The organism is Aquincola tertiaricarbonis (assembly GCF_000969605.1).
Taxonomy (GTDB): domain Bacteria; phylum Pseudomonadota; class Gammaproteobacteria; order Burkholderiales; family Burkholderiaceae_C; genus Aquincola; species Aquincola tertiaricarbonis.
On sequence record NZ_JZUE01000004.1, the window covers coordinates 79297 to 91633 of the forward strand.

At 72.5% G+C, this 12337-nt stretch carries 13 protein-coding genes; 6 read left to right on the plus strand and 7 right to left on the minus strand.

Annotated features, from left to right (window positions below; translation table 11 throughout):
- Nucleotides 1-58: 58 nt before the first annotated feature.
- Nucleotides 59-952 (plus strand): LysR family transcriptional regulator, encoded by an 894-nt coding sequence (locus VO99_RS06150; RefSeq protein ID WP_046111945.1) that lies wholly within the window; start codon nucleotides 59-61, stop codon nucleotides 950-952.
- Between the two features lie 5 nt (nucleotides 953-957).
- On the opposite strand, the gene VO99_RS06155 is transcribed toward VO99_RS06150, so the two are convergent.
- Nucleotides 958-2046 carry a lipid A deacylase LpxR family protein gene (locus VO99_RS06155; protein WP_046111946.1) on the minus strand — a complete coding sequence of 363 codons (1089 nt, stop codon included), beginning with the start codon at nucleotides 2044-2046 and terminating at the stop codon, nucleotides 958-960.
- Nucleotides 2047-2211: 165 nt separating this feature from the next.
- Between VO99_RS06155 and VO99_RS06160 the strand changes: the two genes are divergently transcribed.
- Complete coding sequence (locus tag VO99_RS06160) at nucleotides 2212-2577, plus strand: DUF1330 domain-containing protein (RefSeq protein ID WP_046111947.1); 366 nt, start codon at nucleotides 2212-2214, stop codon at nucleotides 2575-2577.
- Here VO99_RS06160 and VO99_RS06165 read toward each other — a convergent pair.
- The 3 genes from VO99_RS06165 to VO99_RS06175 are packed head-to-tail and all read right to left on the minus strand — an operon-like array spanning nucleotide 2538 to nucleotide 4293.
- Nucleotides 2538-3080 (minus strand): DUF4256 domain-containing protein, encoded by a 543-nt coding sequence (locus VO99_RS06165; RefSeq protein ID WP_046111948.1) that lies wholly within the window; start codon nucleotides 3078-3080, stop codon nucleotides 2538-2540. The two genes, VO99_RS06160 and VO99_RS06165, sit on opposite strands and share 40 nt — an antisense overlap.
- Nucleotides 3081-3089: 9 nt before the next feature.
- A complete protein-coding gene (trxC, locus tag VO99_RS06170; RefSeq protein WP_046112137.1) occupies nucleotides 3090-3512 on the minus strand; it encodes a thioredoxin TrxC in 423 nt (140 codons plus the stop codon).
- A 46-nt stretch (nucleotides 3513-3558) separates the two neighbouring features.
- On the minus strand, nucleotides 3559-4293 hold the full coding sequence (locus tag VO99_RS06175) for a Crp/Fnr family transcriptional regulator (protein ID WP_046111949.1): 735 nt from the start codon (nucleotides 4291-4293) through the stop codon (nucleotides 3559-3561).
- A 171-nt stretch (nucleotides 4294-4464) separates the two neighbouring features.
- On the opposite strand from VO99_RS06175, the gene VO99_RS06180 reads away from it, so the two are divergent.
- Nucleotides 4465-6099 carry a tannase/feruloyl esterase family alpha/beta hydrolase gene (locus VO99_RS06180; protein ID WP_083440399.1) on the plus strand — a complete coding sequence of 545 codons (1635 nt, stop codon included), beginning with the start codon at nucleotides 4465-4467 and terminating at the stop codon, nucleotides 6097-6099.
- Here VO99_RS06180 and VO99_RS06185 read toward each other — a convergent pair.
- Together VO99_RS06185 and VO99_RS06190 are read right to left on the minus strand one after the other, a co-directional pair.
- Nucleotides 6078-7739 carry an FAD-dependent monooxygenase gene (locus VO99_RS06185; RefSeq protein WP_046111950.1) on the minus strand — a complete coding sequence of 554 codons (1662 nt, stop codon included), beginning with the start codon at nucleotides 7737-7739 and terminating at the stop codon, nucleotides 6078-6080. The two genes, VO99_RS06180 and VO99_RS06185, sit on opposite strands and share 22 nt — an antisense overlap.
- Before the next feature lie 17 nt (nucleotides 7740-7756).
- Nucleotides 7757-8752 (minus strand): tripartite tricarboxylate transporter substrate binding protein, encoded by a 996-nt coding sequence (locus tag VO99_RS06190; protein WP_046111951.1) that lies wholly within the window; start codon nucleotides 8750-8752, stop codon nucleotides 7757-7759.
- 93 nt (nucleotides 8753-8845) lie between these two features.
- Here VO99_RS06190 and VO99_RS06195 point away from each other — a divergent pair, with 93 nt between their 5' ends.
- Nucleotides 8846-9790, plus strand: coding sequence for a LysR family transcriptional regulator (locus VO99_RS06195; RefSeq protein ID WP_046111952.1), 945 nt, complete (start codon nucleotides 8846-8848; stop codon nucleotides 9788-9790).
- On the opposite strand, the gene VO99_RS06200 is transcribed toward VO99_RS06195, so the two are convergent.
- Complete coding sequence (locus VO99_RS06200) at nucleotides 9751-10620, minus strand: NmrA/HSCARG family protein (protein ID WP_046111953.1); 870 nt, start codon at nucleotides 10618-10620, stop codon at nucleotides 9751-9753. The two genes, VO99_RS06195 and VO99_RS06200, sit on opposite strands and share 40 nt — an antisense overlap.
- Nucleotides 10621-10725: 105 nt before the next feature.
- Here VO99_RS06200 and VO99_RS06205 point away from each other — a divergent pair, with 105 nt between their 5' ends.
- Both VO99_RS06205 and VO99_RS06210 read left to right on the plus strand, forming a co-directional pair.
- Complete coding sequence (locus tag VO99_RS06205) at nucleotides 10726-11610, plus strand: LysR family transcriptional regulator (RefSeq protein ID WP_046111954.1); 885 nt, start codon at nucleotides 10726-10728, stop codon at nucleotides 11608-11610.
- A 105-nt stretch (nucleotides 11611-11715) separates the two neighbouring features.
- Complete coding sequence (locus tag VO99_RS06210) at nucleotides 11716-12330, plus strand: LysE family translocator (RefSeq protein WP_046111955.1); 615 nt, start codon at nucleotides 11716-11718, stop codon at nucleotides 12328-12330.
- Nucleotides 12331-12337: the final 7 nt, after the last annotated feature.

Genomic DNA, 12337 nt, shown 5'->3' on the forward strand with positions numbered 1-12337 from the left:
TTGGATAATCGAACCGTGCGGTGTGATAACGCTGCGGAATCAACGGAAGCGCCCCGGCATGGCCCTGCGACTGGACGACATCGACTACTTCCTGGCCGTGGCCCGCCACCGGCAGGTGCGCCGCGCCGCGCTGGAGCTGGCGGTCTCGCAGCCGGCGGTCACCAAGGGCATCCAGCGGCTGGAGGCGGAGCTGGGATTTCCTCTCTTCATCCGCAGCCGGCGCGGCATGGAGCTCACCGCGGCGTCGGCCCGCTTCCACGAGCGGCTGGCCACGCTGCGCGGCAGCCTGGGCGAGGCCATCAAGGAAGCCGCCGACCTGCACCTGGGCGAGCTGGGCACGCTGCATGTGGGCGTGTCGCCGCTGTATGCCAACCAACTCTTCGTGCCGGCCTGCGTGCGGCTGAACCAGGAGCGGCCGGCCGCGCGGGTGTCGGTGCTCATCCACCTGAACGACACGCTGCTGACGGCGCTGCGCCGCGGCGACATCGACCTCAGCATCAATGCGCTGCCGGCCGAGCTGCCCGACGACCTGCAGGCGGTGCCGCTGATGGCCGACGACCTGTGCATGGTGGTGCGCGAGGGCCACCCGTTGCTGTCGCGCCGGCGGGTGCGGCTGAAGGACCTGGCGCAGGCGCAGTGGATGCTGCCCGGCCTGGCGGTGGCCGCGCGCCGTGCGGTGGAAGGCCGGCTGGCCGAGGCCGGCCTGCCGCCGCCGCGGGTGGTGGTGGAGGTCAACAACACCGCAGGCCAGCTGCTGGACCTGGTGCGCCACAGCGACCTGGTCTCGCTGATGAGCCAGGCGATGCTGGCCACGCCGGCCGGTGCCGGGGTGGTGGCGCTGCCGATGGCCGAGGCCCGCATCCGCCGCGAGATCGGCATCGTGATGCGGGCCGGCAGCCGGCTGCCGCCGCTGGGCGCCCGCCTGGTGGAGATCCTGACCGGCGCCGCCTGAGCCGGCTACAGCGCCCGGCTCAGCACGATGCTGCCGAACACCGGCCGCTGGCGCTGGCCCTCGAACTCATGGCTGCGGTGGTAGCGCGCCAGGGCCAGGCGCCAGGGGCCGTTCTGCAGCACCAGGCCGTAGCTCACCTCGCCGACGAAGGGCCGGCGCTGCACGCTCTGGCTGCGGTGAAACACGTTGCCGTCCAGCGTGAGGTCGTGCGCCACCCAGCGCAGGTCGGTGCCGGCGAACACATGGCCGGCCCAGCCCGGGCGTCGCCAGGCCCCCGGCTGGCGCGCCGGCGCGGTGCCCAGCGAGCCGGCCCAGGTGGGCACGCTGCCGAAGTCGTCGGGCAGCCGCGTGCCCCAGCGCCACTGCGCACCGGCCAGCGCGCCGGTGTTCAGCGTGCCCAGGCTGGCGCCCAGCCGGGCCACGGTGTCCCAGCCGGCGCGGTCGCTGCCGGCGTCGTCGGAAGCCGGTCCGCGCCGCGCCCACTCGCGCTGCAGTTGCAGCACCGGCTCGTCGCGCAGCTGGTTGCGCCAGCCATTGAAGCGGCGGGAGCCGGTGATCCTGTGCACCAGCCGCTGCACCTCCTCGCCGCGTGCGGAAGGTCCCACCCAGCCCAGCAGCAGCGTGCTGGTTTCCAGCAGCGGGCCGCTGCGGCCCTGGTAGCTCAGGGCGGCGGCCAGCACCGCGGCATAGGGCCGGTCCTCGGGGATGGGATCGCTGCGCTCGTTGTCGCCGGGCGTGAGGATGGCCTGCCCCGCGTCCAGCACCAGGTTGCGCTGCTCGGCCTGGCGCGGCTGCAGCCAGCGCAGGCCGCGGTTGAGCTGCCGCACGAAGCCGGGCAGGCAGTCGTCATCGGTGAAGCTGGTGAGGTTGGCCGACACCAGCGTAAACAGCGCGCCGTTGCTGTAGCCCTCGTCGCGCCCGCCCAGCAGGTCGTTGTCGATGCGCAGGTGCAGCTGGGGTGCGCCGGTGGCCGGCTGGCTGCGGCAGGCGGCGGTGTCGTCGGATTCGGCCGCCGCGGCCAGGGTCGCGGCCGACAGCAGGACAAGGCCCAGCATCGGCCGCCAGGCCGAGCGGGTTCGGAACGTTGGAGGCATGCAAGCTCCGTGGTGGCAACCGCGCGGCTGTGGCAAGCACTGCGCCCGCGCCGCGGTTCATGCCGGCGCCGCCGCGGCCGGTCGTTGACCTGCCAGGTCATCGACGCCAGCACCCGCAAGCGGCACAGTGCGGGCACGCACATGCCTCGATACGAAGGAGTCCCCATGCCCGCATTTGCCATCGCCCACCTGCAGGACGTGCAGTTCGGCGAAGACATCGTCCGCTATCTCCAGGCGGTGGACGACACCTTCCAGCCCCACGGCGGGCGCTTCCGCAGCCACGGCAAGCGGCCCGAGGTGCTGGAAGGCGATTGGCCCGGCGACGTGGTGGTGGTGGAGTTTCCGGACCTGGCGGCGGCCCGGGCCTGGTACCACTCGGCGGCCTACCAGGCCATCCTGCCGCTGCGGCTGCGCCATTCGCGCGGCGACGTCATCCTGCTGGACGGCGTGCCCGACGGCTACCGCGCCACCGAGCTGCTGCGCACACCCGATCAGACCGACAGCAGCCCGCGGAAGCCGCGCACCGCGTAGTAGGACTGCGCGCCGTTGTGATAGACGAAGCTGCGGCCATAGCGATGGTCGCCGAACAGCGCGCCGCCCTGCGCCCGCAGCGCCGGCGGCGTGAGCAGCCAGCTGGAGGTCTTGGTGTCCACCGGGCCCAGCGCCTGCAGCGCCAGGTACTGCGCCTCGGTCAGCAGCGTCAGGCCCATCTCGGCCGCCATCTCCACCGCGCTGTGCGCCGGCCGGTGCTCCTTGCGCGCCTGAAGGCCCTGCAGGTCGTAGCACAGGCTGCGGCGGCCGGACGGGCTCTCGGCCGCGCAATCGCAGAAGGTGAGCATGCCGCTGGCGGCATCCTGCGCGATCACGTCGGGCTCGCCGCCGGTGGCCTCCATCGCCGCCAGCGTGCGCAGCGCCGCGGGCCGGGCCTGCAGCCGCGCCTGCACATCGGCCCAGGCGATGCCGGCATGGCGGTGGCCATGCTGCTCGAAGCGCTGCTGCAGCGTCTGCAGCAGCTGGGCGTCGGCCGGCTTCATGCGGTGGCCTCAGGCGCCATGGGCCTGCACCCAGGCCACGATGTCGGCGGCCGACAGCGCGCCGGCCTGGCGCGCCACCTCGCGGCCGCCGCGGAACAGCGCCAGCGTGGGGATGCTGCGGATCTGCAGCCGGCCGGCGGTCTGCGGCGCGGCCTCGGTGTCCACCTTGGCGAAGCGCACCAGCGGCAGCCGCCGCGCGGCCTCGGCGAACTGCGGCGCCATCACCCGGCAGGGGCCGCACCAGGCGGCCCAGAAGTCCACCACCACCGGCAGCTCGGTGCCTTGCACATGGCGCTCGAAGCTGCCGTCGTCCAGCGCCACCGGCGCGGCCGGCAGCAGCGGCGCGCCGCACACGCCGCACAGCGGCTGCTCGGCCAGTCGGTCTTCGGGCACGCGGTTCCTGCGGGCGCAGGCAGGGCAGACGAGTTGCATCGGCCCATTCTGCACAACACCGGCCACCGGGCCGAAGGCTTCGCCGTCAGGCCGCTGCGCCGGCGGGGGCATGGCCGGGGCTGCCGCGCACGGCGGCCTGCAGCCCGGCGACGTCCAGCACCTCGATGCCGCCATAGCGCATCGCCACCAGGCCGCGCGCCTCCAGCTCATGCAGCGCGCGCCCGGTCACCTGGCGCGACAGCCCGCACAACCGCGCGATCTCCTCCTGCGACAGCCGCAGCGCGCCGGTCACCGGCGTGCACAGCGCGGGGTTCACCAGCTCGCACAGGCACACCGCCACCTGCGAGGTGGTGGTCTGGATGCGGTGGCTTTCCACCACCGCCAGGAACTGCCCGAGGCGCGCATTCAGCTGCCGCACCAGGAACTGGTTGAAGCCCAGGCTGGTCTCGCACAGCCAGTCGAAGGTGGCCGAGGGCATCAGCGCCAGCCAGCTGTCCTGCAGCGCCACCACCTCGTAGGGCCGGCGCTCGTGCTTGAGCATCGAGCCCTCGCCCAGCCAGCCGCCCGAGGGCACGCCGCTCAGGGTGGTGGAGCGGCCATCCGCCGACAGGCCGTCCACCTTGACCATGCCTTCCAGCACGCCGATCCAGTGGCGGGCCGGGGTGCCCTTGGCGCTGACCACCTCGCCGGCCGAGCGGCGGGTGAGCAGCGTCTCCCGCTGGGCGCGCTGCCATTGCTGCGGCGTCAGGCAGGCCACCCAGGGGGCCTGTGCCAGCAGTTCGACCGGTGCCGCTTTGACTTCCTGCAAGGTCTTGTCCATGCACGACGGGGCTGCCGACATTAGGCCGCGCGCCGGCACATGCAACCGGGAAAACACGCTCAGGGAAAGCACGCATCGGACACCGGGCCGATTGGTAGGCACTGGACATTCTGCGCAGCACCCCGGTGCCAGACTGGCCCGGCCCATCACCAAGAGGCCGAGGAGACACAGATGCACCACCGCAGCCGTTCGCCGCTGGAAACCCACGCCGCCCTGCCCCTGCCCCGGCTCCGGCAGCCCCGGATGCTGCGGGCAGCCACCGCCGCCGCCCTGGCCTGCTGCCTGCTCGGCCTGGCCGCCTGCAACAGCGACGACGACGACGATGACGACGACACGCCGGCACCGGTGGCCACCGCCGAGCAGGCCTGCGCGGCACTGTCGGGCAAGACGGTGGCCGGCGCCACCGTGGCCAGCGCCGCCACCGTGGCGGCCAGCGGCGTGGCACCGCTGTACTGCAAGGTGACCGCCACCATCGCGCCCCAGCTCAACCTGGAGATGCGGCTGCCGCAGCAATGGAACGGCAAGCTCTACTACGGCGGCGGTGGCGGCTACAACGGCAGCATTCCCACCCTGCAAGGCGGCAACCTCACCGCGCTGCAGGCGGGCTATGCCACGGTCAACAGCGACTCGGGGCATGCGGGCAACGTGCTGTCGGCCGACTTCGCGCTCAACGACACGCAGGCGGCCAACCTGTTCGGCTCGCTGTCGGTGCCCACGGTGATGTCGTCGGCGCGCGAGATGCTGCAGTCGGCCTACGGCAAGCTGCCGGAGCGCGCGTACTTCGAAGGCTGCTCCAACGGCGGGCGCGAGGCGCTGATGGCCGCGCAGCGCAACCCCAACCTGTTCGACGGCATCATCGCCCGCGCACCGGCCTACAACTGGGTTGGCTTCATGGGGCAGTTCAACCGCACGGCCAAGGCGCTGGCGGCGCCGGGCGGCCAGTTCAACGCGGCCAAGCTGGGCCTGCTGGCGCAATCGGTGCGCCAGGCCTGCGATGCCAACGACGGCCTCGCCGACGGCATCGTCTCCCATCCGCAGGCCTGCAGCTTCGACCCCGCGGTGCTGCGCTGCGCGGGTGGCGCCGACACCGGCGACACCTGCCTGTCGGATGCGCAACTGGCCACGGTGGCCTCGTGGACCTCCCCGGCCTCCTGGGCGGGTGGCACCTACACCAACGCCGGCTGGGCCTTGACCGGCAACGAGGACGATGCCGGCGCCTGGCCCACCTGGGTGACCGGCGGCGGCACGGTGCAGGCGGCGCTGCAGTACCTGTTCCAGGACACCACGGTGAAGAACTACCTGGCCCGCGACCGCGGCCAGGACTCGCTGGCCTACACCTGGGACGGCAACCTCAACGGGCTGTATGCGCTGTCGGCGCTGAACGACGCCACCAACACCGACCTGCGGCCCTTCAAGGCCAGCAATGCCAAGCTCATCCTGTGGCACGGCGGCAATGATTCGGCGCTGAGCTACAAGGCCACCACCGCCTACTACCAGGGCGCGGTGGCCGCGGTGGGCGGGCAGGCGGCCGCTGACGACTTCATGCGCTACTACATCGCGCCCGGGGTGAACCACTGCGCCGGTGGCCCCGGTGCCGACCAGGCGGACCTGCTGGCCGCGCTGGACGCCTGGGTGGTGGGCGGCACCGCGCCCGGCACGCTCACCGCCACCCGGCAGGCCAGCGGCAGCGCGGCCGGCTTCACCCGGCCGCTGTGCCGCCATCCGCAGTACGCGCGCTACACCGGCCCGGCCAACGATGCGGCGGCGGCCGCGCTCGCCAGCAACTACACCTGCACCACGCCCTGAGCCGGCGCGCGGGCCGGCAGTCCTGCGGCCCGCGACAGCACCTGGCCGGCCAGCGTGCCCGAAGCCTCGGCGGGCTGGCCCACCCAGGCGACGAACTGGTCGGGCCGCACCAGCACCAGCGGCGCGCCGTAGCGGCGGTGCTCGCCTTCGCCTGCGGCCTGCACCACCGTCAAGGGCAGGCCCAGCGCGGCGGCTGCGCCGAGGAAGGCCTGCACCGCATCGGCGGTCGCCGCGCCCTCGAAGGCCAGCAGCGAGAAGCCCGGGCCCAGCGCCTCGAACACGTTGCCGCCGGACGGCAGCACCGCCGGCGCCAGGTGGTGCCCTGGCCGCGCCTCGAACTGGTGGCGGCCCATGGCGCTGGGCCCGCGGCCTTCGCCGCCCCACACCACCGGCGAGCCTTCGTAGTGCGGCTCGAAGGCATGCACCTCGCCCACCGCGCCCTGCGCCCGCGCCTGCCAGGCGGCCTCGAAGGCGGGCAGGTCGCGCGCCGGATCATGCTGTTCCAGGAACTGGCGGTCGGTCTCGATGGAGCGGGCGATGAAGTCGCGCATGGTGGAGGCGAACACCGGGCGGCGCTCGCCGTCGTAGGAGTCGAGCAGCGGCTCGCCGCCCCAGCCCTGCAGCAGCGCCGCCAGCTTCCAGCCCAGGTTGCGTGCATCCTCCAGGCCGGAGTTGACGCCATAGCCGCCATAGGGCGGATGGCTGTGGGCCGCATCGCCGGCCACGAAGACACGGCCTTGGCGGTAGCGGTCGGCCAGCATGAAGCGCAGGTCCCAGAAGCCGATGTGCTGGAACTCGATGTCGAAGGGCGCGCCCACCGCCTCCTGCAGGTAGGCCGCGAAATCGAAGTTGTCCTTGGTGGTGCCGGGCGGCACCGGCGCATGGAAGAACCAGGTGCTGCCCAGGTCCACCCGGCCGAAGAACTTCCAGTAGCCCTGCAGCTCCGGCTGCAGCACGTTGTAGTAGGACTTGCCGGGATAACGCTGCAGCAGCTCATGCAGCCCGTGCGAGCGGAACACCAGCAGCACCATCATCCGGTCGTGGTCGGTGCGGGTCTGGGTGATGCCGGCCTGCTCCCGCACCAGCGAGCGTGCGCCGTCGCAGCCCACCACGTAGGCACAGCGCAGCGTGCGCTCGCCGCCGCTGCCATCGCGCTGGCCGAGCACCACCGAGGCACCGTCGGCGTGCTGGTCCACCGCCTTGGCCTCCCAGCCGTACAGCGCCTGCACCGAGGGCAGCTGCGCCACCCGCTGGCGCAGCACCGCCTCGGTGGCGTACTGCGGCAGCCGTTCGTTGCCGGTGAAGTAGTAAGGCCGCACCAGGTCGCGCTGCAGCCAGTCGTAGGTGTGCGGGCCCAGCAGCGTGCCGTGCGCCGTCAGACCGCCGATGCCGTATTCCGCGGGGATGGTGCGCGCGGCACGCAGCTGCTTCTCGGCCCCCCAGAAATGGAAGTGCTCCATCGTGCGCTGCGTCAGGTTCTGGCCCTTGGGGATGGGCTGCGGCTGCGCGTACCGCTCCGCCACCACGGTGCGCACGCCGCGCTGTCCCAGCTCGATGGCCAGGCCCATGCCCACCGGGCCGCCGCCGACGATGACCACCTCGGCGTCCTGCACGCCGGCCGTGCTTGCTTGCTCGTTCATGTCGTGTCCTGTGCGGCTCATTCGGCGGTGATGCCCTGGGCCTTGATGAGGTCGGACCACCGCTTCGCATCGGCCACCACCAGCTTGCGGAAGGCGTCGGGCGTGGCATGGGCCGGCGTCATGCCCTGCGTCTCGAAGGCCTTGGCGATGGCGGGCGCGGCCAGCACCTCGCGCAGCTCGGCATTGAGCCGGTCGACGATGGCGCGCGGCGTGGCCGCCGGCGCGAACACGCCGTACCACATGTCCACGTCCAGGTCGCCCAGCTTCAGGCTGTTGAGCGTGGGCACCTCCGGCAGCAGCGGATGCGGCGCGCTGGAACTGATGGCCAGCGCCTTGAGCTTGCCGGCCTTCACATGCTGCAGCGCCACGTGGATGGGCAGGAACATCACGTCGATCTGGCCCGCCAGCAGGTCGGTGACCGCCGGCGCCGTGCCGCGGTAGCTGATGAGCGTGAGCGAGATGCGCGCCCGGTTCTTCAGCAGCTCCATCGCCAGGTGGTGCGGCGTGCCGGCGCCCGGCGAGCCGTAGTTGAGCGCGCCCGGCCTGGCCTTGGCCCGCGCCATCAGCTCCGGCAAGGTGGCGATGTTGGCGTTCTCGCCGGCCACCAGCAGCAGCTGGCCCCAGCTGGTCTGGCTCACCGGCTGCAGGTCGGTCAGCGGATTGAAGCCCAGCTTGGGATAGAGCGCCATGTTCATCACCAGCGTGTTCACGCTCACCAGCAAGGTGGCGCCGTCCGGTGCGGCGCGCACCACCTCCTGCGTGCCGATGCTGCCCGAGGCGCCCGCCTTGTTGTCCACGAAGAAGGGGCGCTTCAGCCGCTCCGACAGGGGCGGCGCGATCTGCCGGGCGATCAGGTCGATGCCGGTGCCGGGGGTGAAGGGCACCACCAGGCGCACCGGCCCGTCGCCGCCGGTCTGCGCCTGCGCCCCGGGCACCGCTGCCGCGGCGAGCGCGCCCAGCAGCAGGCGCCTGCGCTGGAACGAGGGTGGTGGCAAGGGCGTGGCGAGGCTCATGGGGCATGTCTCCTTTGGTGTTGGTCGACAATTACACCGGCTGCCCCGGCATGGATCAAACGGAAAATTCTGGTGCACTCTTCAAGAAGACTGATGAATGTCAGCAACCGCCAGCTGCATGCCTTCCTGGAGGTGGCGCGGCTGCAGAGCTTTGCCAGGGCGGCCGAACAGGTGCACCTGTCCGCTTCGGGCATGAGCATGCTGGTCAAGGAGCTGGAGAAGCAGGTGGGCGCGCGGCTGTTCAACCGCACCACCCGCTCGCTCACCCTGACCGATGCGGGCCGGCGGCTGCTGCCGGTGGCCGAGCGCATCGTGGGCGAGCTGCGCGCCCTGGCCGCGGTGCTGGACGGCAGCGAGGCGGCCGTGCGCTCGCGCCTGCTGGTGGCGGCCACGCCGATGATCTCGGCCAGCTTGCTGCCCGAGGTGCTGCGCGGCTTTGCCGACAGCCACCCCGAGGTGCAGGTGCAGCTGACCGACGTGGAGGTGGGCACCGTGCGCCAGCGGGTGATGGAGGGCGACGTGGACATCGGCTTCGGCTTCTTCGTCAAGCCGGCCGTGGGGCTGTCGCGCCAGCCGCTGTGCAAGTTCCGGCTGATGCACATCGCCCCGCCCGATGCCCACGGCAGCGGCCTGGCGGACAGCCGGCCCTGGAGCAGCCTGCGCGGCCTGCCGCTGGTGAGCCTGCCGGCGGACAACCCGATCCAGGTGGTGATCGAGAAGCAGCTCGCCCGGCTGGGCCGTGCCCATGAGGAGCGCCCGCGCATGAACCTCATCGGCACGCTGATCGGCATGGTGCGGGCCGGCCGCGGCCACGCGATCATCCCTTCCTTCGCGCTGGAGGAGTGCCTGCGCCAGGGCCTGGCCGTGGCGATGCTGCGCGAGCCGGTGGTGCACCTGGACCTGTACCAGGTGACGAAGCGCGGCACGCACAGCAAGCCAGCGGCGCTGGCCTTTGCCGCCGCGCTGAAGCGTGCGGCGGGCGGCCGGCTGGCGGTGCCTCAGCCCCCGGCCACGCGCTCGGCCACGAAGGCCGCATAGCTGCGCAGCGGGCGGCCCAGCAGCGCCTGCAGCCGCTGCGCCGCGCCCGCCGCGGGAACATGGCCCAGTGCCTGGATGCGGCCCATCATCAGGCGCAGGTCGTAGGCCATCCAGGCCGGCATCCGGCCCGCCAGCTGGGCCTCGAAGGCCTGCAGGTCATCGCCGCCGTAGCGGACCTCGCGGCCCAGCGCGCGGCTCCAGGTGGCGGCGGCGCCCGCGCCGTCGATCAGCTCAGGCCCCACCACCTCCAGCGTGTGGCGCGGCAGCGGCCCGGCCGCCCGGTCGCGGCGCAGCAGCTCGGCCACCGCGATGTCGGCGATGTCGCGCACGTCCACCATCGCGCAGCCGATGCCGCCGATGGGCATGGGGAAGACGCCATGCTGCTCGATCACCGGCTGGATGCCGATGTCGTTCTGCATGAAGTAGGCCGGGCGCAGGATGGTGGCCGGCAGGTCCAGGCTCTCGATCATGCGTTCGACCGTGTGCTTGCCGGCGAAGTGCGGCACGTCGGTGTACAGGTCGGCATGGATCACCGACAGGTAGACGATGCGCTGGATGCCGGCCTCGCGCGCCACGCCCAGGGCCTGCAGCGATTGCGTCACCTCGTCGGCCGCCAGCGCATTGAGCAGGAACAGCGTGCGCACGCCGGCCATGGCCTGGCGCAATGAGGCGATGTCGGTGAGGTCGCCGACCACGCGCTTCACGCCCGCGGGCAGCGCGGCCTGGCCAGGTCGGCGGACCAGCGCGGTGACGGAGGCGCCTTCCCGGGCCAGGCCCTGGACGACGAGGGAGCCGACGGTGCCGGTGGCGCCGATGACGAGGATGCTCATGGGGATGTCCTTTTGCGATCAATTGAGGGTGAACGAACGATAAGTCGTTGCGCCTTTTGAACACAGCCATCAAGATCAGGACGCACCGTCTTGAATCTGGAACACATGGACCTCAATGCCCTGGTGGACTTCCACTTGGTTGCCACCCATGGCGGCTTTGGCCGCGCCAGCCGCGCCAGCCGGCGGTCCAAGGCCACGCTGTCGCGCCGCGTGGCCGACCTGGAGGAGCAGCTGGGCGTGCGCCTGATCGAGCGCGGCGGCAAGGGCCTGGAGCTGACCCAGGCCGGCGAGCTGCTGCTGGGCCGCACCGAAGGCCCGATGCACGAGGTGGTGGAGGCCCTGGCCGCCGCGCGCGAAGGCAGCGGCCGCATCAGCGGGCGGCTGCGCATCGCCGCGCCCATCCTGTTCTCGCAGCTGGCGATGGGCCGGCTGGCGGCCGGCTTCCAGGCGCTGCATCCCGAGGTCACGCTGGAGGTGGTGGCCGAAGACCGGCTGGTGGACCTGGTGGAGGAGCGCTTCGACGTGGCGATCCGGCCCAATCCGCGGCCGGACACCGCCCTGGTGGGCCGCTGCTTCGCCCGCGACCGGCTGGTGGTGGTGGCCGCGCCCTCGGTGCCGATGCCGCCGCCCGGCGAGGCGCCGCAGCCGGTGCCGGTGCCCGCCATCGTCCACACCTTCCGCGAAGGCGACACCTGGGCGCTGGACGACGGCCGGCTGACGCTGGCGCCCCGGCCGGTGCTGCAGCTGTCGTCCTTGCTGATGGTGCGCGATGCGGCCCTGGCCGGCGCCGGCGTGGCCCGGGTGCCGCAGTCCATCGCCTGGCGGCAGATCGCCAGCGGCGAGCTGGTGCGCTGGGGCGGCCTGGCCGGCCACGAGGTGGCGCTGTGGGTGCTGCACACCTCCCGCCGCCTGGCCAGCCCGAAGGTGAAGGCCTTCGTGGATTTCATGGCCGCGCAGTACGAGGACGGCGTGCTCACCCTGCCCGGCTGAGGTGCCGCGTCGGGGGCAGGATTTCAGAAGTTTTCATCCGCCCCAAAGGACGCCGCGGCCGCCCGCGCCGAACACTGGCCGCATCCAATTCGCGGGGCGGTTTCCATGCATTCCATCGACTCCCTGGGCAGCCTGGTGCTGGCCGTGCTCGTCTTCCAGCTGATCCCCGGCCCGGGCACGCTGGCCATCCTGCGCACCACGGCCCAGCACGGCATGCGGGCCGGCTTCGCCTCGGTCTCGGGCACGCTGCTGGGCGGCCTGCTGTGCATGCTGGCAGCGGCCAGCGGGCTGGAGGCGGTGTTCCGCGGGCATCCGCAGGCACTGCACCTGCTGCAGGCCGGCGGTGCGCTGTACCTGGGCTGGATGGGCTGCCGGCTGATGCGCCCCGCCGCAGTCGCCGCGCCGGCCGGCGTGCCGGCCGCGCCGGGCTGGGCCTGCCACTGCCGCCAGGCGCTGGCGGTGAGCCTCACCAACCCGAAGGTGATCCTCTTCTACTTCGCACTGCTGCCGTTGTTCTTCCGCGCGCCGGTCACCGCCGAATCGCTGGCCACGATGGTGGGCTGCGTCTCGGGCATCAGCCTGCTGTACCAGGCCGGCCTGGTGCTGGCCGGCCATGCCGCGGCGCGCCGGCTGGGCCGCCTGCCCTCGCTGCGGCGGCTGGTGCAGCGGGCCGCGGGCGTGGCGCTGATCGGCTTCGCCATCCGGCTGCTGTGGGCCTGAGCGGGGC

What these genes read in the sequence shown, in the direction of transcription:
- VO99_RS06150 (WP_046111945.1), top strand. Translation starts at nt 59, where the DNA reads ATGGCCCTGCGACTGGACGACATCGACTACTTCCTGGCCGTGGCCCGC.
- VO99_RS06155 (WP_046111946.1), bottom strand. Translation starts at nt 2,046, where the DNA reads ATGCCTCCAACGTTCCGAACCCGCTCGGCCTGGCGGCCGATGCTGGGC.
- VO99_RS06160 (WP_046111947.1), top strand. Translation starts at nt 2,212, where the DNA reads ATGCCCGCATTTGCCATCGCCCACCTGCAGGACGTGCAGTTCGGCGAA.
- VO99_RS06165 (WP_046111948.1), bottom strand. Translation starts at nt 3,080, where the DNA reads ATGAAGCCGGCCGACGCCCAGCTGCTGCAGACGCTGCAGCAGCGCTTC.
- trxC (WP_046112137.1), bottom strand. Translation starts at nt 3,512, where the DNA reads ATGCAACTCGTCTGCCCTGCCTGCGCCCGCAGGAACCGCGTGCCCGAA.
- VO99_RS06175 (WP_046111949.1), bottom strand. Translation starts at nt 4,293, where the DNA reads ATGGACAAGACCTTGCAGGAAGTCAAAGCGGCACCGGTCGAACTGCTG.
- VO99_RS06180 (WP_083440399.1), top strand. Translation starts at nt 4,465, where the DNA reads ATGCACCACCGCAGCCGTTCGCCGCTGGAAACCCACGCCGCCCTGCCC.
- VO99_RS06185 (WP_046111950.1), bottom strand. Translation starts at nt 7,739, where the DNA reads ATGAACGAGCAAGCAAGCACGGCCGGCGTGCAGGACGCCGAGGTGGTC.
- VO99_RS06190 (WP_046111951.1), bottom strand. Translation starts at nt 8,752, where the DNA reads ATGAGCCTCGCCACGCCCTTGCCACCACCCTCGTTCCAGCGCAGGCGC.
- VO99_RS06195 (WP_046111952.1), top strand. Translation starts at nt 8,846, where the DNA reads ATGAATGTCAGCAACCGCCAGCTGCATGCCTTCCTGGAGGTGGCGCGG.
- VO99_RS06200 (WP_046111953.1), bottom strand. Translation starts at nt 10,620, where the DNA reads ATGAGCATCCTCGTCATCGGCGCCACCGGCACCGTCGGCTCCCTCGTC.
- VO99_RS06205 (WP_046111954.1), top strand. Translation starts at nt 10,726, where the DNA reads ATGGACCTCAATGCCCTGGTGGACTTCCACTTGGTTGCCACCCATGGC.
- VO99_RS06210 (WP_046111955.1), top strand. Translation starts at nt 11,716, where the DNA reads ATGCATTCCATCGACTCCCTGGGCAGCCTGGTGCTGGCCGTGCTCGTC.